An 18656-nucleotide genomic window follows, 5' to 3' on the forward strand; every position below is an offset into this window, starting at 1 on the left:
CGCGCCGAGCGCGGCGGACCAGCTACGAATCGGCGAGAAACTCGATCAGCAATTCGTTCACTACATCGGGGTTTTCCAGTTGTGGGCAATGTCCTGCTCCCTCGACGAGTACGTTGCGCGCGTTCGGCATCAAATCCGCGACGGTCTTAGACCACCCGGTGGGCTTGATCTTGTCTTCGACACCTTCGACGACCAACGTCGGTGTCGTGATCGCCGAGTAGTCGATCGGTTGCTTCGGACGAGTTTCTTTGACGCGTCCTGGACGCCGGAATCGAGCTGCTGCGACGGCCTCCCACGCTCCTGGCGCGAGGCTGTTCTGGCGGCGCCGTTCGACGTACGCCGCATCGAGCCACTCTCGCCTGTGGAAGAGGGCCTGGACGACTCGATGCATCCCCTCGAATGATCCGTCGTAGTCGAAAAGAGCTTCGGTGTGCGCGGACTCGGTGAGGTCGCCGCCTCCGGTGATGCTGACGATCTTCGAGGGAGCGAGAAGTGGTGAGGCAGAAGCGGCATCGAACAGCAACAGCATTCCGCCCATCGAGTTTCCTACGCACGGCGCGCCTTCCGCGCCAATCTGCTGAAGAAAACGGGACAGGTGCTGAAGCCGGCGTCCCCTTCCGTCGACGAAGTCCACCACTTTCGCTGTGTGGCCGAACCCGAGAAGGTCAGGGGCGATCACGCGGAAGTGCGCGGCGAGTGCAGGGATCGTCCGCTCCCAGCACACCTCTGCCTCGCCTCCGAACTCCCCGCCGTGCAGTAGAACGACGGTCGGGCCGGAGCCGGACTCGAGAAAGCTGGTGGTGAGTCCGTCTACCGTGGTGGTTCTGCGGCTTACGGTACGGCCCCCGCCTCGCTCGGCCTGATTCACGATGCACCCCTCTGTTGCTGACCGTGGCCTCGTCATGAAGTCCGTAGGTCTCATTTATCGAACATCACTCTTCTATATATGGACTACCACCTCCGGGACGCAGAGGCAAGAGCTGTTCCGATATACCGACCGCGCAGACGGGCCCACTCTTGACAGAGGCGCGGATCACACTAATACTATTCTAATAACGCCCATCACGGTTCACTATTTGCAACACCGAGATCTTTGTCGGTTTGCGGAGCCGTAACGCCTCCGACCGCGTTCGGTACGGCGTCGACGGTGGGTGAGATGAGAAGAAACGAAAGGACATCGGACGTGAGCACCACCGAACCGCAGTCGAACATCCCCGCAACTGAGGAACCCATCGGGCGCAGCGTGCTCAACTTGTTCGGTGTGCGCCCGGGCAACGCGTACGCCTACGAACAGAAAGCCATGCCCAGCGTCATCCACTTCGACATCACGTTCGAATCCACTCACGACGCCATCGAATCTCTGGTGCTCCCACCACCGCTGAAAAGCGACCGCTCCGAGCCACCGATCGTCACCATCTCCTACTTCACCAACGCCGAGGTCTACGCCTACGACGGCCGCAACACCCCCTACCAGGCAGTGATGCTCACCGCACGCACCCAATGGGGAGACCGCAAGGGCGTGGCAGGGTGGGAATTCGTCGACGGACTTTACGGCGACAAGACCGCGATGGACATAATGGGCCCCTGGGGACTGCACTTCGGAATGCTCAAGAAGTTCGCCGACATCAAGGTTTCCCACACCGGGGCACACGAATTCAACGTCGAGGTCATCCGCCGCGGCAAGCTACTGATCAAACTGGGCCTGCGCGCCGGTGACCCCGTCGACGACACCGAACTACGCGCCTTCAACCAGTCGAGCCTCGGCGTCTTCGGAGTCCGCGAATTCCCCAACGTCGACTACACCGGATACATCGAACGCTCCATCGTCATCAGCGACCCCGTCACCGAAGACCGCGTCGCACGCGCATGGCACGCCGACTCCGGATTCGTCGAACTGCACTCCGGAGAACTCGACGAACTCGCCGACCTGCCCGTCAACGCCATCACCGGCGCCTACGTCTACGACTCCAGCTCCCGAAAAGAACACTTCGGAGCCCGCTACATCCTCGCCGACCTACTCGACGAACACCACACCACACTGACGACCGTGGCACAACGCGTAGTAGACACCGCGGCAGGCAGACTCTCCGCCGCCGCTGCAACCAAGACCCCATCTCAACCGATACGAGATCTCATCGGAACCCACGACATCGACTCCGCCTACCGAATTCAGTCGGTCAATATCGCAGCCGAGCTGGCTCGCGGGAAAAGGGTAGTCGGACGAAAGATTGGGCTCACGGCACAGGCCGTCCAAAACCAGCTCGGCGTCGATCAGCCTGACTTCGGAGTCCTCCTGGATGACATGGACTGCACAGGCGAGCCGACGATCGACATCACCCGGCTGCTGCAGCCGCGGATCGAGGCAGAAATAGCGTTCGTTCTGTCCCACGACATCACCGACGAGATCGACGCGGCGACGGCACCGCACTACGTACAGACTGTCTTCGCAGCCTTCGAGATCGTCGACAGCCGAGTTGCCAATTGGGACATCAGCCTCGCCGACACCGTGGCGGACAATGCATCGTCCGGACTGTATGTACTCGGACAATCGCTACCGGTCGAAGCAGTACCGCCTCTGAGCGAAGTGACTATGACGCTGCTCGAGGACGGAAAGGAAGTATCCCACGGCCGCGGCTCGGACTGCTTGGGCAGCCCCTGGAACGCGCTGGCGTGGTTGGCGAACACCTCCCGCGCGTACGGCTCGATTCTCCGCGAGGGCGATGTAGTCCTCTCCGGTGCACTCGGCCCCATCGTTCCTGTTTCTCCCGGGGGGAGCTACCACGCATCGATAACGGGCATCGGTGACGTGAGCGCCACTTTCACCACCGCGTGAACTGTCCAATATTTCATGGAAGGAATCAGCATGACTCTCACCAAAGTGGCCGTCGTCGGGTCCGGCAATATCGGCACCGATCTGGTCATCAAACTCGAAAGCATCGCCAAGAACGTCGAGATGGCCGTCCTGGTTGGCATCGATCCCCAGTCCGATGGGCTCGCACGGGCGCGACGATTGGGCATCAGCACCGTGGACCGAGGCGTCCAAGGTCTGATCGAACACCCCGAGTTCGACTCCATCGACATCATCTTCGACTCGACGTCCGCGACCGCGCACCTCGCGAACGAGGCGGCCCTGCGGCCCTTCGGTAAACGGATCATCGACCTGACCCCGGCGGCCGTAGGCCCCTATGTCGTTCCCGCCGTCAACCTGAACGAGCATCTCGATGCGCCCAACGTCAACATGGTTACCTGCGGTGGGCAGGCAACCATCCCGATTGTGGCGGCGATCTCTGCTGTGACAGCAGTCCACTACGCCGAAATCGTAGCGTCCATCGCCTCGAAATCCGCAGGACCAGGTACCCGCGCCAACATCGACGAATTCACCGAAACCACCTCTGAAGCAATCGAAAAGGTCGGCGGAGCAGAACACGGCAAAGCAATCATCGTGATGAACCCGGCCGAGCCTCCGCTGATCATGCGCGACACCGTGTTGGCGCTGGTGACCAACCCCGATCAGGATCGGATTCGCCGGTCAGTCGAGGACATGGTCGCTTCGGTCGCCGCATACGTTCCTGGATACCGCCTCAAACAAGAAGTCCAGTTCACCGAACTCGACGAGGCCGAGTCGGTCTCCACGCTCACCGGCGGTGTCGACAAAGGCCCTGGATTGTGGAAGGTATCGGTGTTCCTCGAGGTCGAGGGTGCTGCGCACTACCTCCCTGCATACGCGGGAAACCTGGACATCATGACCTCTGCCGCCCTGCAGGTCGCCGAGAAATTGGCGGAAAAGAAAGATTTGGAGACAGCACGATGACCGACACTTCGAGCCGCGCGAACGCCTCTGAGGGGGCCGCTCTCTACATTCAGGACGTCACCCTCCGGGACGGCATGCACGCGATGCGTCATCGAATCAGCCCTGCCGACGTAGCCCGCGTGGCCGGCGCTCTCGATCGGGCCGGTGTCGACGCACTTGAGGTGACACATGGTGACGGCCTGGCCGGGCATAGTTTGACCTACGGGCCGGGAAGCAACACCGATTGGGAATGGATCGAAGCTGCTGCGTCGGTGGTGCATCGTGCCAAGTTGACCACTTTGCTGTTGCCGGGCGTCGGGACAGTCAGTGAACTCGAACGTGCCTACTCGATGGGCGTCACCTCGGTCCGTGTGGCAACCCACTGCACCGAAGCAGACGTCGCAGCACAGCACATCGGAAAAGCCCGTGAACTGGGAATGGATGTGTCCGGCTTTCTGATGATGTCTCACCTCGCCGAGCCCGACCAGCTCGCGAAGCAAGCCAAGATGATGGAATCGTATGGTGCGCAGTGTGTCTATGTCACCGATTCGGGTGGCCGGTTGACGATGGACGGAGTCCGCCAGCGTGTGCGTGCATACCGCGATGTACTCGACTCCAAGACCCAGATCGGGATACACGCGCATCAGAATCTCTCACTGTCGGTGGCGAACTCCGTCGTCGCAGTGGAGGAGGGCGTGATCCGCGTCGACGCCTCACTCGCGGGGCATGGTGCTGGCGCCGGTAACTGCCCCATCGAACCGTTCGTGGCGGTGGCTGAGCTGCACGGATGGAAGCATGGCTGTGACCTCTTCAGATTGCAGGATGCAGCCGACGACATCGTCAGGCCGCTACAAGACCGGCCCGTTCAGGTCGACCGTGAGACCCTCACACTCGGATACGCCGGTGTGTACTCGAGCTTCCTGCGGCACGCGGAGATTGCCGCGAAGCAGTACGGCCTGGACACCCGCACGATTCTGCTCGCAGTCGGAGAGCGCGGACTCGTCGGCGGGCAGGAAGACCTCATCACCGACATCGCTCTGGACCTGGCGAAGTCAAAGTAATCACGCACGACGAATGCTGCTGTCGGCTCTACACGAACCGGCAGCTAGTCCACCGGCGTCCGAACTTGCGAGGAGCTTTGATCGGCGCTCTGCTCGCCAGCTGCCTGGACCGCAATATTGCGATACGTGTGGGAGCAAGGGTTCGTCGGCTAGTCGTCGAAAACGACGCCGTGGTGAGGGTAACGGTCCATTCGCACGACGACGATGTCGCGCCGTGACTTCGTAGACGTCACCAGGGGTGGGGGGTGGGGTCTGTTCCCCTTATGCAGGCACCACCGCCCAGCCACTCGTCATTTGCACGATGAAGTCTGGAAGCCGCATGAGGATCCGGTTGGAGTTTGCCTGGTCTTTGAAGGACACCCCGAGGGCGCGTGCAGCGTCCCCAGGCCTGTCTTGCACAAGTGTGCGGAAGGCGGGAACGAGGTCTTGTTCGATGTACTCCCATCGCGGTTCACGGTCGGCCCAGTTGAACGCGGGGAGCGGAGTGTGGACTGCGACGCGTTGACCCTCGATCGTGGCATGGACGGAGAGCGGCCGGAACGTGCCGAGCGGTGACGCGCCTGGCACGTCGGGATTGCCGCCGACCGTCGTCACGTACGTCAGTATCCGGCCTTTGTTGCCGCGGCCTGCTGCGGTTTCGTCCCACTGATCGGCAATGATCTGGTTTTGTTCGCGTGATGCCATTCGGAGCAGCGCCTCGGCGAGCCCTTGACGGGTGCCGCTGGAGAGGAGTTGCCAGGCTTGGATGATGTAGGGGTCGTAGGCTCCGCTCTGTGCAAGCTCATTGATTTCTGCCATGCCGCCCGCCACGTAGGCCTCGTGCAGGGGAGCCATGTCCATGAAGATGTTGCGTTGTTTGATGAGCAGCCGGTGCAGGTACCAGTCGATGTCGGCCTGGGTGATTGTGCTGCCTTCGGTGGCGAGAAGGTGGACGTCGCGCGGCATGTCTTCCGCGATCTGCCAGGGGAGGTCCGCGAGTGCGTCCGCTACTGCGCTACCAAGCTCATGAATGCCGGGAACGCTGAGCAGCTGGCCGATGTCGTCGAGGTCCCAGAAGCCCGCAGCGAAAGAGATCCCCGCGAGGCCAGCCATCCCGGTCCAGTAGAACTCGGGGTTCTCGTTGTAGAGCCGCAGATAATTGATGTAGACCTTGTCGACTGTGTCGAGGTTTGCGGTCAGCCCGCGGTGTGGCTCCCATTCGGCGAGGTCGATCCCGGCGTTGTCGGCGGCTACGGTTAGCCAATACTGGCGCAGCAGTGTGCCGTAGCGGCTTGGTGCGACACCGGCCGCGCGCGCGTCGTCGAGCGCGCTTCGCAAGGTCTGCTGGTCGAGTGGCAGCTGGGAGGAGAACCCACCGCCGCGCTCCCCGAGGCTGTTGTCTTCGGCGAGGTCGAGGTACTGCGAATACGGTGCCGCTGTGGCGGTAGGGATCGCGAATATGAGTGGAATGCTGCACAGCAGCACGCCAAGGGCGGCGGCTCCGATACGCCTGCATACACCTGTCACGGTTGGGCTCCTCGCTGAGCAAAATGGTGACGCGCATCACCAGAATATTTGGGGACAGTCTTCACCAATTAGCTCTGCGGGGCAAGCGTGCAGTCAACCAAGCTTCTAGCGGCGATCCGCTTCCACCGCCGCCTTCAAGTTCTTGAGCGTCACAGCGATGTTGCGGCGGTTGAACTCCGCGAACGTGCGGCCACCGGTGAGCAAACGGTCGACCACAGCACTGACTGAATCGGGCCAGGCGCTCCGATCGTCAATCCACGTTTCAGTGACGCGCGTGCCGTGCGGCGTAGGCGCAAGCTGGTACTCCCACGTCGCGACGGGGACCGTCAGGAAAGGTTTACCGACACCCCATTTTCGGACCTGGAAACGGAACCGGGTAGGTGCGTCGGCGCCGGTGACGACGCATTCTGTGACCCAGCGAAAAGGCCCCCGCCTGTTCGTCCCGTGAAAGACCATTCCGGCCGAATGTGGAGCGCTGGTCACCCGCGCGCCTGTGTTCTCCGGGCTCCAATTGCCTGTTTGCGTGGGGTCGCTGATCAACGCATAAATCTGCTCCGGGGGTGCGCTGATGTCGATTGACTCTGAGACAGTCATGGTGCGCGGCATATCCTCACCCTAGTGGGCGGGTGCAGACGTGGTCAGCGCAGCGCGATCCGCTCCTGCTCAGGCACCGCGACAGGGGAGCGGGTGCTGATGTAGTCGGTGAACGCTTTACTCGTCGTAGTCGACGCGACCCGGTCGGTGCCCGACGAGAGTGCGGTGAAGCCGTATCCGCCAACCGCGATCCGGTCCGTCACGGTGATGCGGTACGTATCAGTCGCCTGAACGGACTCCCCGTTGATCTGGAGATCGGTGACCCGCTCACCCGGGCTCGCGTCCGGATCGACCACGTAGGTCAGATCTTCAGAAGGCTGGAGAACGACGTCGCCACCGTCCCGGAACTGCTCTTCGAGCACCTCCTGCAATTGCGCGCCAGTCAGTGTGAGCGTCACGAGCATGGCGGAGCGCGGAGCGCTGAACGCGTCACCGTAGGTGATCGATTCCGCTAGGTCCTCCGGCAAGGCTGACGGGGGCAGCAAGGTGGCTTGGGAGTCCGCGGCACCGGCAGCGGCGAGTTGGGCGGCGTCAGCGAGGATCCGGCCTGCGGATGACTCACCGGCGTCGGTGCGTTCGCTCAGCGCTTCACCACTAATCTCGCCGAGCTGGCGCCCGCCGATCTCGCTCGCGCGTTCCTCAGCGCGGGCGATGATGTCTTCGGTCTCTTGGTCAGGAGGGACATTGCGCGTTACGACCTGGTTGAATGCGCTGGTCCGGTCTCGGAGCACTTCTCCGGTTGCACGGTTGATGACGACGTCCGCGACCGAGATGGCCCGCCCGTTTGACGCTGCTCGAATGAAGGGCCGTTCGACACCCGCAGGGTCGCGCACTGTGCAGTTGAATGCATCCGGCCCGCCGGCAGAGAAGATGACGTCAACATTCGGGCTGGCGTCCGAGGCGAGCTGATACGCGGGTCCCTCGCTCAGCCCGCACCCATTCGGGCCTTCCTCAGCGCGCGGTCCCGCATCGCCGTACAGAAGGAGAGTGATTGCCTTGACGCCAAAGAACTCCAAGACCTCGGCAGTTCGCTCGATCGCCTCGAGCTCGTCCTCGATCCGCATCTCATCCCCGGCCGCGCCTGCCTCGGCGGCGCCGGTGGCCGCATCACGCATGAGAACACCGATCGCTCCGACTGGAATGTCGTCGACGTGATTGATGGAGAAGGGCAATGTGACGGGCTCGTTCTCGTCATCCACGAGGTTCGCGCCGAGGAGCGGGAAGTTCGCGCCCGCGAACTCTTCGTTCAACTGGCAACCATGGTCGGGGTGGCACCCGCCCTGCGCTTTCCGGAGCAGTTCCGGCAGTCCCTCAGCCAGTTCGGGTGCGCCGACGGCGGATGCGGCAATGTCCCAGGAGTTCAGCACATCGATGGTCGGTTCCCCGGAGAACATCCGAAAGGCGCGGGACGCGCTGTCGTTATCGAACCCGATGTTTCCGCCCGCGGAGTACAGCAGCGACCGGGGTGCCTGTCGCCGGAGTTGATCAAGGAAAGCAGCAAGATGGCCCGCGCCACCAGCTTCAACGCGTGAATTGTCCGACTGCACGATGCTGCCGGCATCTCCCTCTGGCGGCCGCAGCGCATCGCGAAGGTCGCCGAACGAGAGCAACCGGAGTTCGACGTCGTCTGACGGCTGATTACGTGGGTGGATATCAGGTGCTGCCAGCGCTGTGGGCGCAGACGTCAACGTTAAGGCCGCGGCGCTAACGACAGCAGCTACGCCTGCCGCGATGCCGTGTGTGCGCCGTGGGAAGGAGTTGCCAGGGCCACGTGCTTTGGGCATGGCCTCCTCCTTCCTCGTCGTTGCGGCATCATCGCACGCTGTGTGGCGCACGCGGCATCTCGGCCATCACTACTAGTGTCAGGCCATACCGGTGCTCAAGCATGGCGCATTGCGGTCACAGTTCTGTCACGGGTGTGGCTGGAATGAACCGCTGATATTAGTCACACAACGTCGAAAACGCGCTCAGCGGCTGCGCTCCTTGCGAACCGCAAAAATACGTCGTCTTCATCGCGATCTCCGACCGTCACCCGCGCACCTTCATCGGTAAACGGGCGAATGAGAACTCCAGCCTCAGCGCAGCGCGCCGCGAACTCGCTAGTAGCGCTACCCAGATCGAGCCACACGAAATTCGCTTGTGTTTGCGGAACGGAGTAACCGGCGTCGACGAGCGCCTGCCGCACACGCTCCCGTTCGTCGACAACCGCAGATGTTCGCGCAAGCAGCTCATCCTCCACTGAGAGAGAAGCGATCGCCGCTGCTTGCGCGATGCTGTTGACGCTGAAAGGGATGTACACCTTCCCGAGTGTGGCGATGACCTCCGGATGACCGACGGCATACCCCACGCGCAGCCCAGCAAGCCCGTAGGCCTTCGAGAAAGTGCGCAAAACAACAACGTTCGAGCGGTTCCGGCTGATTACGACGCCGTCGGGCTGGTCCCCTTCCGCGAACCCTTCAGGGCGCAAGTACTCGAAGTACGCTTCGTCCAGCACGACCAGAATGTGATCGGGCACCGCATCCAGGAACCGCTCCAGCGCTGCGCGACCGACTGCGGTCCCCGTTGGATTGTTGGGATTGCAGACGAAGATCAACCGCGTGCTGTCCGTGATCGCGGCGAGCATGGCGTCGAGGTCATGCACAGCGCTGGAATCAAGAGGCACACGGACCGGAGTGGCGCCCGCGACAAGAGTGACCAGCGGATAGGCCTCGAACGAGCGCCACGCGAAGAGTACTTCGTCGCCCGGCCCACACGTCGCCTGCACGAGCTGCTGGCAGAGACTGACAGACCCGCAACCAACAGAGACTCGAGACGGATCGACCTTCAGATGGTTCGCCAGGGCAGCTTTCAGCGCGATCGCACCGTTATCTGGATAGCGATTCACCGACGCTGCCGCTTCCCCGATCGCTTCCACCACGCTGGGAAGCGGCCCAGGCGACGTTTCATTGCTCGCCAGTTTGATGGCACCGGGCCACGATTTGCCCGGAACGTAGACGGGGATGCTGGCGAGATCAGGACGGGTGCGCGCCGTCGGTGCGGAATCACTCACGCCTGTCAGAGTATCTGGTCCTCGTGTTCGCGGGCTCAGCCTGAGACTGGCACTCGAAAAACGGACAAACCGGTGGGAGAGTAGACATATGTCGGGGATCCGTATGGTGCGTGTCCGGCAGGAATCAGCGGCCCTGCCGGGTAGCGCGAAACAACGAGTGCCGCTCACAGTTGTGGAACCGGAGGGACGGGCGCGCGGTGGCATTGTGCTCCTGCACGAAACCCATTCCTTCAGCCGCAGCCTCTTTCAGTTCATGGAAGATCTTGCCGAGGAGGGCTGGGCGGTGACGGCGCCCGATCTCTTTCACAGGCAGCCCCAATCAACCGATCCCGTCTTCGGAGACGCACTATTTGAAGACTTCGCTGCGGCGGAGGGGTGGCTCCACGGGGAGGGGATTCGCCCGGATTGTGTCGGCGTGCTGGGATTCGACAGTGCAGGCACGGCGGCGGCGCTCGTCAGCACTACTCAGCGAATCGGAGCGGCCGTCAGCATCGCGGCACACGGCATATCCGAGCCGGTTGCGGCGGGGACCCCGCCACTTGTCAACGCTGTCCGCGAACTGCGGGTGCCGTGGCTGGGAATCTTCGGAGAGGACGACCCGCTGACGCCGCCGTCAGAGATCGAACTACTGCGGGAATCCGCTGCCCGCGCGAACGTGGCGACGCTGATCGTGACGTATCCAGGGCTCGGGCACCGGCCCGACGAAGGCTTCGGGTTCACCTCGAAAGGTGCCGATGACGTTGACGACATACCTGCCACAGGAGACGGTTCACCAGAAGTGGCTGCAGTCGCCGCCCGGCAGCACATCTTCGAATGGTTCGACAGCAACTTGCGATGAGGGAACGGGGTATGGGCAGGCGTTTTGCAATAGCGGTATAGACATGTGTAGTCTTTCCGGTGGCCCACGCAAGGGGCCCAGGGAGGCGTGCCAGAGCGGCCGAATGGGGCTCACTGCTAATGAGTTGTCCCCCTCAAAGGGGACCGGAGGTTCAAATCCTCTCGCCTCCGCCGCCGGTCTAGCCGGTATAACTGAATACACGCGCTCGTAGCTCAACGGATAGAGCATCTGACTACGGATCAGAAGGTTAGGGGTTCGAATCCTCTCGGGCGCACGTCTGGTTGAGACAGCAACTAAACCCCCTTTAGCAGGGGGTTTAGTTGTTTCTGTAGGAGGCTTCGTTCTGCGATCTTCTGTCAGAACGTGTCGCCGAAGCGGCCCGTTGCGGTGCGGGGTCTGTCACCCTCCTGGCCGGAGCCAGTGGCGTATCGACGCCGCGACCTTATCCGGTGCGTCGGACTGCACGAAGTGGCCGGCGCCTTCGATGATCACTGTGTCGTGATCGGCGAAAATCTGCTCCCATCGCTGACGTTCCGTTGCCCGGAACGCGATGTCGGCGTCGCCCCACACGATGAGGACCGGAAGGGATGCGATGTCAGCCAGCCCAGCTTCGACCTCGGCAAGAAAGGTACGGCTTGCCGTGATAGCCCGCGGGAACACGGCTGATGCGGCCCGCCGTTCAGGCGTGGCGAGAGGCTGTCGATAGTGTGCCATCTCGGCGGCGTCGAGCTTCCGCAGCCGATGCCCGGCGGGGATCAACGCGTTGACGAACAGGTTGAACCGCTGAATCAGCTCGCGTCCGACTGGTCCACCCAGAAGGCGGGAGAACAGCTCGACCCGCAGGTCGCCGTTGAATGGCCACGCCCACGTGTTGGCCACGACGAGGCGTTCGAATTTGTCCGGCCGTTTCTCGGCCGCGTATAGGCCGATCGGGCCACCCCAGTCGTGGACGATGAGGGTGGTGTTTGACAAGCCCAGGCGGTCAATGAAGGCCACGACTACGTCGGCATGCTCATCGGGCAGATATCGATAGCCGGGTGCAGCGACGGAGAGGCCGAAACCTGGATAGTCGAGTGCCACGCAGCGGAACTCGTCCCGCAGTGAGCGGATTACATCGCGGTACACAAACGACCAGGTGGGATTGCCGTGCAGGAACAGTAGCGTCGGTCCCGATCCTTCGTCGATGTAGTGAATTGCGTTGCCGTCGATCTCCAAAAAACGGCTTCGGAAGGGAAACAGCTCACCGTCCACCCAGGACGGACGTGTATCGGCGGACCACTGATTTGTCATAACTGGACCTCTTCGGGGCGGTGAACATGGCTGACGTGTCGCGCAATGCCGCGTTCGGCGGCGCTTTGGGCTGGGTCTCGGTACTGCAGCCTGCTGAGCACCACTGCAGAGCCTTCCGTGCGCAGCCCGAGCTGGCGGGCCTCTGTCATGCCGAGCATGCCGGTGAGAACCCCCAGGATCGTCGGGGCGTCACCTTCGAGTACGAGGTCCGGCGAAGTCGCAGCACCAACTCGAGAGGTGACCTCACCGGCGGCTATCTCGATGACGGCGGGTTGGTCGTGTGTGCGCACCTCGATCGAGGCAGGCGGGCCGTCAGGCTCGGAATCCCGCAGCAGCTCCGACACTGGGAAGGTGAGCCAGTGGCTCCGAAAGGCCTCGTCACCAGCGGGATTAGGCATGAACCGCGCCCCCCAGCGCAGGAGAGCGCGTACCACCGGCTCAAGCTCGCGGCCTGCGTCGGTCAGGTGGTACAGAGTGGTGGCGACCGGCGGAGCGGCCGCTTCGCGCCTGACAATCTCGTGCCGCTCGAGCTCCTTGAGGCGCTCACTTAGCAGGTTAGTGGCGATTCCGGGCAAGCCTCGTTGGAGGTCGGTGAACCGGCACCCGCCCCTAAGCAGCAACTCCCGGACGATAAGCAGTGTCCAGCGATCACCCACCACATCAAGAGCCTTGGCAACCGCGCAGTACTGCCGGTAGGAGCGCATACCTGCACTCTAAACTTGTGACTGCTTTAGTTTCAATAGTGAAAGCTTGAGAATATAAACTTTCGCGCAAAGAGCGTTTCGCTGTTCTGCTGCCGAAGCGTGCGTTCTCACCGACAATTGCGGTCGTGAGCACTCGCGACGTACCTCAGCAAATCGGTGACCTCCCACCCATCGGCAGACCAGCTAACAGTGCACTTCTCGCGCGCGGCATCACCACAATGGAGGAGGTGGCGACGCTAAGCGAGCGTGAATTGCTCGCATTTCACGGGGTAGGCCCGAAAGCCGTGAGACTGCTTCGTACCGCACTTACTGAACGTGGCCTGCGTTTCGCGGACCACTCGTAGTCAGCCAAGGCCTCAGCCCGGCGTCATGGGAGAAACATGAGTCACCGTGATCCACCAGCAGTTCAGGAGCTCAACCCCGATAGAGATCGTCTTCGCATGATCTCCCGGGGCGTGTGGCTACTTCCGGTATTCAGCGTGCTGACGCTGTGGACAACGTTCGAGCATCAACCCGATCCGCTGAGCGAGTTCAGCGCCTGGTCACAGTTCGTGACAACAGATCGCTTTCTGTTACAGCACGTCATCGGGAGCATCGGTGGGCAGGCTTTGTTCGCGCTGGCCGTGTCAGCGCTCGGGGCGGTGCTGGTGCTCCGTAGCGCTCGACCTAGGCAGGCCCTGTGGGGCGTGGCCACTGGAGTGATCGGCAGCGCTGGATTGCTGGCGGGTTTTGGCACTGCTGCATTCGCCCAGCCTGCGCTCGGCGATCTCCAGATCGACGGATACGCAGGCGCCCAGGCTGTCTACGAAAATGTGTACTCGCCGATCGCGATCTCAGTTTTGCTTGGCGGAGCCCTTTTGTTTGCCCTCTCGACTGTCCTCCTGGCTCGCGCTGCCCACACCCTTGCGCATGTTTCCTCTCTAGGTGCGTGGCTATTCGGCGTTTCCGGACCGCTCGTCGGTGTCTTCGGCATCTTCGTTGGCGGACTTCAGACAGTGGGCGCCGCAACCGGCATCGCCGGCGGAGTGCTCATTGCCCGTGGCGTCCACAAGTTCGCAACGAGTTAAGTGAGTGCTGACCTCTCACCACGATTCGATAATTGGGTCGGTGTGCTTGCGTCGAGCCCACTCCTCGGTGAGGCGACCGAGACGTGCCGGGGAGGCCACGCCGCGCACGATCGCGACCTTGTCGTCACGGACCTCAAGGACCACCACGCCAACTACCCGGTCATCAATCGCGGCGATTATCGCCGGGGAACCGTTCACCACGCCGGAATGAATCGAAGGGGTGCCTCCGGCGAGTTTCCGTTTCGCCGGAGTTGGTTTGAAGCCAGCTCGCAGTATCATCGCGATCCGCTCGGAGCCCGAGAACTGCAGTAGTTTCTCGGCCATGCCAGCGCCGTCGGTGATTGCGGTCGCATCGTCGGTCAGCAACTCCAGTAGCCGTTCGGTGCGGCCCGACGAGGCAGCGGCGACGAACGCCTCGACGATTCGGTGCGCGGAGGCACCGTCGACTTCACTGACATTGCGCTCGGCTGCGATACGGCGCCGAGCGCGCAGCGCGTGCTGCTGGCTCGCGGACTCGGTGATATCCAGGATCTCGGCTATCTCGGCGTGGCTGTGGGAGAACGCCTCCCTAAGGACATAGACGGCCCGCTCGACCGGCGAGAGCCGCTCCATCAGAGTCAGGACCGCCAATGTCACCGATTCGCGCTGCTCGATGGTTTCAGCCGGGCCCAGCATCGGGTCGCCGTCGAGGAGCGGTTCAGGCAGCCATGCGCCGACCGCGCGTTCCCGCCGAGATTTTGCCGAACGCAGCCGGTCGAGAGACAGGTTGGTGACCACCCTGGTCAGCCATGCCTCGGCCACCTCGATGCGCTCCCGGTCGGCGGCTTGCCAACGCAGGAAAGCGTCCTGTACGACGTCCTCAGCGTCGGCGGCGGAACCGAGCAGACGGTACGCCAGCGAGGCCAACCGGGTCCGGCTGGCCTCGAAACGCTCCACGGTGGCGGTGTCCATGAGCGTCACCCTACGACGACCGTCTCCGCGGAATGGTCCTTCGCGGTTGTCAGGTGGCGCTTCCTAGTCGGCAGCCCGTAGGTCGGGTGGGCTGCGCCCCATACGGTGCCCCAAAGGACGGCCGCTTTGACCCGCGCTGCTGGACGGCCCCGCAGCGACCCGGACTTGGACGTCGCGTTGTTGTCGACGAGTTGAAGGATCGCGTCTTTCTGTCCGAGGCTGATGCAGTTGCCGAAGTAAGCCAACTTGGTTTGAGCGATCCTACGACCAGTCAGGTGTCCGACGATCGCCTCCGTCGCCTGCATCCTGGTGAAGCCCGCCGAAGCGCAGGACATCGGCAGCGGCTGCCCGTTATCGCCGATGGTGTAGACGCTGTCGCCGGCAGCGTAGACCTCCGGGTGTGAGACCGACCGCATCATGCGGTCGACGGTGATCCGCCCGTCGTCTTCGACACTGAGACCACTTGCTGCGGCTAGGGGATGGACGGCGAATCCCGCCGCCCACACGGTCGCGTCGGCCGGGAAAACTGTCCCATCTGAGGCCATGGCACCCACAGCCTCGACGTGATCAATGGTTGTGTGCTCGTGGACCGCGATACCGAAACGGTCGAAGGCGCGCAGCAAATGTCGGCGCGCTTTGGGGCCGAGCCAGCCGCCCAGCTCGCCGCTGGTGGCGAGGACGACGTGCAGTCCGGGCCGGGATTCGGCGATTTCGGTAGCGGCTTCGATGGCGGTCAGGTTGCCGCCAACGACTAGTACCGTTCCATTCTCGCCAAGCTCGTCGAGGCGCTGGCGCAGACGCAGCGCTGCCGAGTGTCCGGCGACATGGAAGGCGTAACTGTCGACACCGGGCACTCCATGGCTGGCGGCGGTACTGCCAAGCGTGTATAGGAGGGTGTCGTACTCGAGGCGGTCAGCGCCTTCGTCGCCGGTCACGGTGACGGTACGCCGATCGGCATCGACGGCCGTGACGCGCCCAAGTTGTAGCCGGATGCCGGTGCCGGCGAACATATCCGCCAACTGGTGACGCTGCAGGGCCTGACCGGCGGCGAGCTGGTGCAGGCGTATCCGCTCAACGAAGTCGGGTTCGGCGTTGACCACGGTGATCTCGAAGTCTGCGGGGTGCAGACGCCGAGCGAGGACTCCGGCGGCGGGGGCTCCGGCGTAACCGGCCCCGAGGACCACGATGCGGTGTGTCATGGCGTAGCTCCTGTCTTGTTCTTTACCTATGAACGAGACAGGATCCAGATTCATGACACGGTGGAGGTGAATTCCTAGCCGTACCGTTTGACGAACTGGCGCAGTATTCGCGATGGGTAAGCGATATCGAAGCGGCGCACGGTATCTCGCAGCGTATCGGCCGCTTCGGGCGCGAAGTAGCCGTGGTTCTTGTACGCGGCGATTCGGATGAGCATCCCGGGAAGGTCGAGTTCGGGGTGAAACTGCGTGGCGTACACGTTGTTGCCGACACGGAACGCTTGCACTGGGCATGCCGCGGAATAGGCGAGGCGGACCGCGTGCGGCGGTAGCGTACTGATGGCTTCTTTGTGGCCGACGAAAGCATCGAAGGCAGCGGGGAGGCCTTCCATCAGCGGGTCGGCGCGGCCTTCGTCGGTCATGTGGATTGTCGTGCCGCCGACGGGCTCGCTGTGCGTGCGGTCCATTTCAGCGCCAATGTAGGTGCCGAGTGTTCCAATGCCGTAGCAGCATCCGAGAAACGGGAAGTCGCGCGGGACGACTTCGGCGAGCAGCGCCTGGATTTCGGTCTCTGCCCGGAGTTGCGTGGCCGACTTGGCTTCGGTCGGGTCGGTGACGTTGTACGGTCCGCCGCCGAGGATGATGCCGGACCAGTCATCGAGTGTGATGTCGCCGAGCGGCTCGTGGGTGAGCCGGATTCTGTGCAGCTGCGACTTTTCGAGGCCACCGAACTGGCGCACCGCCTCGTATTCATTGTCCGCCGCCTCATCCTGTGCCCTGATTGAGAGCAGCAGGAATCGGGAATTCGGACGTGGCTGGTCGAGGCGAGATTGCGTCACAGTGGGATGGTATCCGGCGCGGCCGCCGAACTTCGGTCCTCTCCGGAGCAAATGAGCGTGGCTACGCTGGTTGGTACATGAAGGTTTGGATTCTCTCTCCCTGCCCGGTGACCGATTGGAACGACGAGCGCCGGAAAGCCCGGCTGCGCACGACCCGCCTGGGGTGCAGGTGGCGGCGTTTCGGCCGTTCTCGCCGTCTGCTTGCGCGCGCTGGACTTGCGCTGATACCGGTGATGATCGTCTCTGCCCAGTATTGGGTGCACGACGTCTATCCGGAGCAGCAGCGACTAGCCCAAACGCAACCGGCGCTGCATCATATTTACGATGCGGCGCAACCGGCCGACCAAGACACGGCGGTCGTCGATCTGGTCGGTTTAGGCAACCTCGACGCGAGTGACACAGCCCGCGCACTGCCTGCGTTCGCCACGGTCGGCCAGGTGTGGGCTGTGCAATATGACAATGCCGGTATCGACACTGCGGTGATCAGCCGGATGATTGCCGAGCATGCTGAGCAGCGGGGAGTGGAACGGCTTCTGCTCGCAGGCCACAGCATGGGCGGGATCATCGCTCTCGAGGTTGCCCAGCACATTCTCGACGACACTGAGCTGAGCCTCCTGGCGGTCGTGCTCGACTGCACCCCCATTGACCTCCACGCCGTACGGCCCGCGAAAAGAGACGCGGGTGAAGACATGTTGCGCTGGATGGGCTGGTTGCCGGGTGCCCGTGAGAGCCGTGCTCTGCGCTTTGCGGTGGAAACGGCCGCCCGCCGCGACCGCTATTTGATCGACCACCCTCGCGGCATGCCCATCCTTGAGCCGAATGCGCTGGTTGATGCGATTGACGAAGTGTTTCGTGACAAGATCTTCGAAGAGAACGCTGCGAGCAACAGCCTGATCGAGGCGCAGTTCCTCACCATCGTGGCCTCTGGTGCGGCGGACAATTTGGTGGCGTTGAGCCGGGAACGCGACGACAAACCACGCCCGGCGATCGTGTTCATGCGGCCGCACCGGGGCATCCTCGATGACGTCGTGGACGTCGACTATAGCCAGCGAGCGATTTTCGACCGTGCCGGCGGGCCGGGCGGCGCATTGTTCGTGGCCCGCATGTATGGGACGGGACACGCGAACCCCATCCAGCAGCCTTACGTGTACAACGAGACTATCGAGACGAGGGTCCTGCCGTTTGTGACTCGGTTCGCCGAACGAACTGAAGATCGGGCGGTCATGAGCCGGTAACTGCCGAGCCGGGCACATCCCGCATGGCTGAGCCTTCACCGAACTGCTCCACCGTTATGACGCTCATGCTCCCGTCCGTCTCGAGCACAACCGCAGCAATCTTCTTCAGGTCAGCACTGCCCGATGCCCTGATGGCCTGATTCAACTCCGCTGTGCTGATTCGCTGCCGCACCAGAGCGTCGTCGAGAACGATGCCGTGGTGAAGGAGGAGCGTTGGTGCAGAAGTAAGAACCTTGCGGCCCAACGATACCCGCGACGACACGATCGCTGCGAGATACTGCAGAGTGGCGAGAAGTACGAGCGCCAGCGCGCCCTCTGCCCAGGAAACGTCGGAATTGAGCAAGATGGTGGCGAGTGTCGACCCGAGTGCGACCGTAACCACCAGGTCGAACGCATTGAGTTTGGCGAGCGTGCGTTTCCCGGAGATGCGCAGAACCAGGACAAGCGTGATGTACGCGGCCGTACCTACCGCTAATACTCTGAACATATCTGGCCAAGTATCGAACCACATCTGGCTCGAATGCCCCGATTGCTCG

18 protein-coding genes, 2 tRNA genes and 1 pseudogene are annotated in these 18656 nt (G+C 62.7%); 10 read left to right on the forward strand and 11 right to left on the reverse strand.

Features of this window, described 5'->3' with window-relative positions; all coding sequences use genetic code 11:
* Positions 1 to 22: 22 nt before the first annotated feature.
* Complete coding sequence (locus AS9A_RS00830) at positions 23 to 904, reverse strand: alpha/beta fold hydrolase (RefSeq protein WP_013804980.1); 882 nt, start codon at positions 902 to 904, stop codon at positions 23 to 25.
* A 396-nt stretch (positions 905 to 1300) separates the two neighbouring features.
* On the opposite strand from AS9A_RS00830, the pseudogene AS9A_RS24900 reads away from it, so the two are divergent.
* The 4 genes and pseudogenes from AS9A_RS24900 to dmpG all read left to right on the forward strand — a co-directional run.
* Positions 1301 to 1954 (forward strand): annotated as a pseudogene (locus AS9A_RS24900) (acetoacetate decarboxylase family protein); the annotation flags it as partial.
* Between the two features lie 84 nt (positions 1955 to 2038).
* Positions 2039 to 2833, forward strand: coding sequence for a 2-keto-4-pentenoate hydratase (locus AS9A_RS24905; RefSeq protein ID WP_041451340.1), 795 nt, complete (start codon positions 2039 to 2041; stop codon positions 2831 to 2833).
* Between the two features lie 30 nt (positions 2834 to 2863).
* Complete coding sequence (locus AS9A_RS00840) at positions 2864 to 3811, forward strand: acetaldehyde dehydrogenase (acetylating) (RefSeq protein ID WP_013804983.1); 948 nt, start codon at positions 2864 to 2866, stop codon at positions 3809 to 3811.
* On the forward strand, positions 3808 to 4851 hold the full coding sequence (gene dmpG / locus AS9A_RS00845) for a 4-hydroxy-2-oxovalerate aldolase (RefSeq protein ID WP_013804984.1): 1044 nt from the start codon (positions 3808 to 3810) through the stop codon (positions 4849 to 4851). The genes AS9A_RS00840 and dmpG overlap by 4 nt, the downstream gene beginning before the upstream one ends.
* Before the next feature lie 261 nt (positions 4852 to 5112).
* Here the strand turns inward: dmpG and AS9A_RS00850 are convergent, their stop codons facing one another.
* From AS9A_RS00850 to hisC, 4 genes are all read right to left on the reverse strand, one after another.
* A complete protein-coding gene (locus AS9A_RS00850) occupies positions 5113 to 6357 on the reverse strand; it encodes a DUF2515 family protein (protein WP_013804986.1) in 1245 nt (414 codons plus the stop codon).
* A 105-nt stretch (positions 6358 to 6462) separates the two neighbouring features.
* A complete protein-coding gene (locus AS9A_RS00855; protein ID WP_013804987.1) occupies positions 6463 to 6963 on the reverse strand; it encodes an SRPBCC family protein in 501 nt (166 codons plus the stop codon).
* 32 nt (positions 6964 to 6995) lie between these two features.
* A complete protein-coding gene (locus tag AS9A_RS00860; protein WP_013804988.1) occupies positions 6996 to 8735 on the reverse strand; it encodes a bifunctional metallophosphatase/5'-nucleotidase in 1740 nt (579 codons plus the stop codon).
* A 161-nt stretch (positions 8736 to 8896) separates the two neighbouring features.
* Positions 8897 to 10000, reverse strand: a complete 1104-nt coding sequence (hisC, locus tag AS9A_RS00865) for a histidinol-phosphate transaminase (protein ID WP_013804990.1) — start codon at positions 9998 to 10000, stop codon at positions 8897 to 8899.
* Between the two features lie 88 nt (positions 10001 to 10088).
* Here hisC and AS9A_RS00870 point away from each other — a divergent pair, with 88 nt between their 5' ends.
* From AS9A_RS00870 to AS9A_RS00880, 3 genes are all read left to right on the forward strand, one after another.
* A complete protein-coding gene (locus tag AS9A_RS00870; RefSeq protein WP_041450763.1) occupies positions 10089 to 10838 on the forward strand; it encodes a dienelactone hydrolase family protein in 750 nt (249 codons plus the stop codon).
* Positions 10839 to 10919: 81 nt separating this feature from the next.
* Positions 10920 to 11008: transfer RNA gene (locus tag AS9A_RS00875), tRNA-Ser, on the forward strand.
* 31 nt (positions 11009 to 11039) lie between these two features.
* Positions 11040 to 11112, forward strand: a tRNA-Arg gene (locus AS9A_RS00880).
* A gap of 125 nt (positions 11113 to 11237) precedes the next feature.
* Here the strand turns inward: AS9A_RS00880 and AS9A_RS00885 are convergent.
* Together AS9A_RS00885 and AS9A_RS00890 are read right to left on the reverse strand one after the other, a co-directional pair.
* On the reverse strand, positions 11238 to 12128 hold the full coding sequence (locus AS9A_RS00885; protein WP_041450764.1) for an alpha/beta fold hydrolase: 891 nt from the start codon (positions 12126 to 12128) through the stop codon (positions 11238 to 11240).
* Positions 12125 to 12832, reverse strand: a complete 708-nt coding sequence (locus AS9A_RS00890; protein WP_013804994.1) for a winged helix-turn-helix transcriptional regulator — start codon at positions 12830 to 12832, stop codon at positions 12125 to 12127. Before AS9A_RS00890 ends, AS9A_RS00885 begins: the two co-directional genes overlap by 4 nt.
* A 125-nt stretch (positions 12833 to 12957) precedes the next feature.
* Here AS9A_RS00890 and AS9A_RS00895 point away from each other — a divergent pair, with 125 nt between their 5' ends.
* Both AS9A_RS00895 and AS9A_RS00900 read left to right on the forward strand, forming a co-directional pair.
* A complete protein-coding gene (locus tag AS9A_RS00895; RefSeq protein ID WP_013804995.1) occupies positions 12958 to 13176 on the forward strand; it encodes a helix-hairpin-helix domain-containing protein in 219 nt (72 codons plus the stop codon).
* A gap of 36 nt (positions 13177 to 13212) precedes the next feature.
* Positions 13213 to 13899: a hypothetical protein gene (locus AS9A_RS00900; RefSeq protein WP_013804996.1), complete on the forward strand. Its 687-nt coding sequence runs from the start codon at positions 13213 to 13215 to the stop codon at positions 13897 to 13899.
* Between the two features lie 15 nt (positions 13900 to 13914).
* Here AS9A_RS00900 and sigJ read toward each other — a convergent pair whose 3' ends face one another.
* From sigJ to AS9A_RS00915, 3 genes are all read right to left on the reverse strand, one after another.
* A complete protein-coding gene (sigJ, locus tag AS9A_RS00905) occupies positions 13915 to 14850 on the reverse strand; it encodes an RNA polymerase sigma factor SigJ (protein ID WP_013804997.1) in 936 nt (311 codons plus the stop codon).
* Positions 14851 to 14855: 5 nt separating this feature from the next.
* Positions 14856 to 16049: an NAD(P)/FAD-dependent oxidoreductase gene (locus AS9A_RS00910; protein ID WP_013804998.1), complete on the reverse strand. Its 1194-nt coding sequence runs from the start codon at positions 16047 to 16049 to the stop codon at positions 14856 to 14858.
* A 74-nt stretch (positions 16050 to 16123) separates the two neighbouring features.
* Positions 16124 to 16885 (reverse strand): glutamine amidotransferase, encoded by a 762-nt coding sequence (locus tag AS9A_RS00915; RefSeq protein WP_013804999.1) that lies wholly within the window; start codon positions 16883 to 16885, stop codon positions 16124 to 16126.
* Between the two features lie 77 nt (positions 16886 to 16962).
* Here AS9A_RS00915 and AS9A_RS00920 point away from each other — a divergent pair, with 77 nt between their 5' ends.
* Positions 16963 to 18120, forward strand: coding sequence for an alpha/beta fold hydrolase (locus AS9A_RS00920; RefSeq protein ID WP_041450766.1), 1158 nt, complete (start codon positions 16963 to 16965; stop codon positions 18118 to 18120).
* On the opposite strand, the gene AS9A_RS00925 is transcribed toward AS9A_RS00920, so the two are convergent.
* Positions 18107 to 18631, reverse strand: coding sequence for a DUF421 domain-containing protein (locus AS9A_RS00925; RefSeq protein WP_013805001.1), 525 nt, complete (start codon positions 18629 to 18631; stop codon positions 18107 to 18109). The genes AS9A_RS00920 and AS9A_RS00925 overlap by 14 nt on opposite strands.
* Between the last annotated feature and the right edge of the window lie 25 nt (positions 18632 to 18656).

It is taken from the genome of Hoyosella subflava DQS3-9A1 (genome assembly GCF_000214175.1).
Lineage (GTDB): Bacteria > Actinomycetota > Actinomycetes > Mycobacteriales > Mycobacteriaceae > Hoyosella > Hoyosella subflava.

Coding starts and splice junctions, on each gene's coding strand:
- AS9A_RS00830 (WP_013804980.1), bottom strand. CDS start 904: ATGACGAGGCCACGGTCAGCAACAGAGGGGTGCATCGTGAATCAGGCC.
- AS9A_RS00840 (WP_013804983.1), top strand. CDS start 2,864: ATGACTCTCACCAAAGTGGCCGTCGTCGGGTCCGGCAATATCGGCACC.
- dmpG (WP_013804984.1), top strand. CDS start 3,808: ATGACCGACACTTCGAGCCGCGCGAACGCCTCTGAGGGGGCCGCTCTC.
- AS9A_RS00855 (WP_013804987.1), bottom strand. CDS start 6,963: ATGCCGCGCACCATGACTGTCTCAGAGTCAATCGACATCAGCGCACCC.
- AS9A_RS00860 (WP_013804988.1), bottom strand. CDS start 8,735: ATGCCCAAAGCACGTGGCCCTGGCAACTCCTTCCCACGGCGCACACAC.
- AS9A_RS00870 (WP_041450763.1), top strand. CDS start 10,089: ATGTCGGGGATCCGTATGGTGCGTGTCCGGCAGGAATCAGCGGCCCTG.
- AS9A_RS00885 (WP_041450764.1), bottom strand. CDS start 12,128: ATGACAAATCAGTGGTCCGCCGATACACGTCCGTCCTGGGTGGACGGT.
- AS9A_RS00890 (WP_013804994.1), bottom strand. CDS start 12,832: ATGCGCTCCTACCGGCAGTACTGCGCGGTTGCCAAGGCTCTTGATGTG.
- AS9A_RS00900 (WP_013804996.1), top strand. CDS start 13,213: ATGAGTCACCGTGATCCACCAGCAGTTCAGGAGCTCAACCCCGATAGA.
- sigJ (WP_013804997.1), bottom strand. CDS start 14,850: ATGGACACCGCCACCGTGGAGCGTTTCGAGGCCAGCCGGACCCGGTTG.
- AS9A_RS00910 (WP_013804998.1), bottom strand. CDS start 16,049: ATGACACACCGCATCGTGGTCCTCGGGGCCGGTTACGCCGGAGCCCCC.
- AS9A_RS00920 (WP_041450766.1), top strand. CDS start 16,963: ATGAAGGTTTGGATTCTCTCTCCCTGCCCGGTGACCGATTGGAACGAC.
- AS9A_RS00925 (WP_013805001.1), bottom strand. CDS start 18,631: ATGTGGTTCGATACTTGGCCAGATATGTTCAGAGTATTAGCGGTAGGT.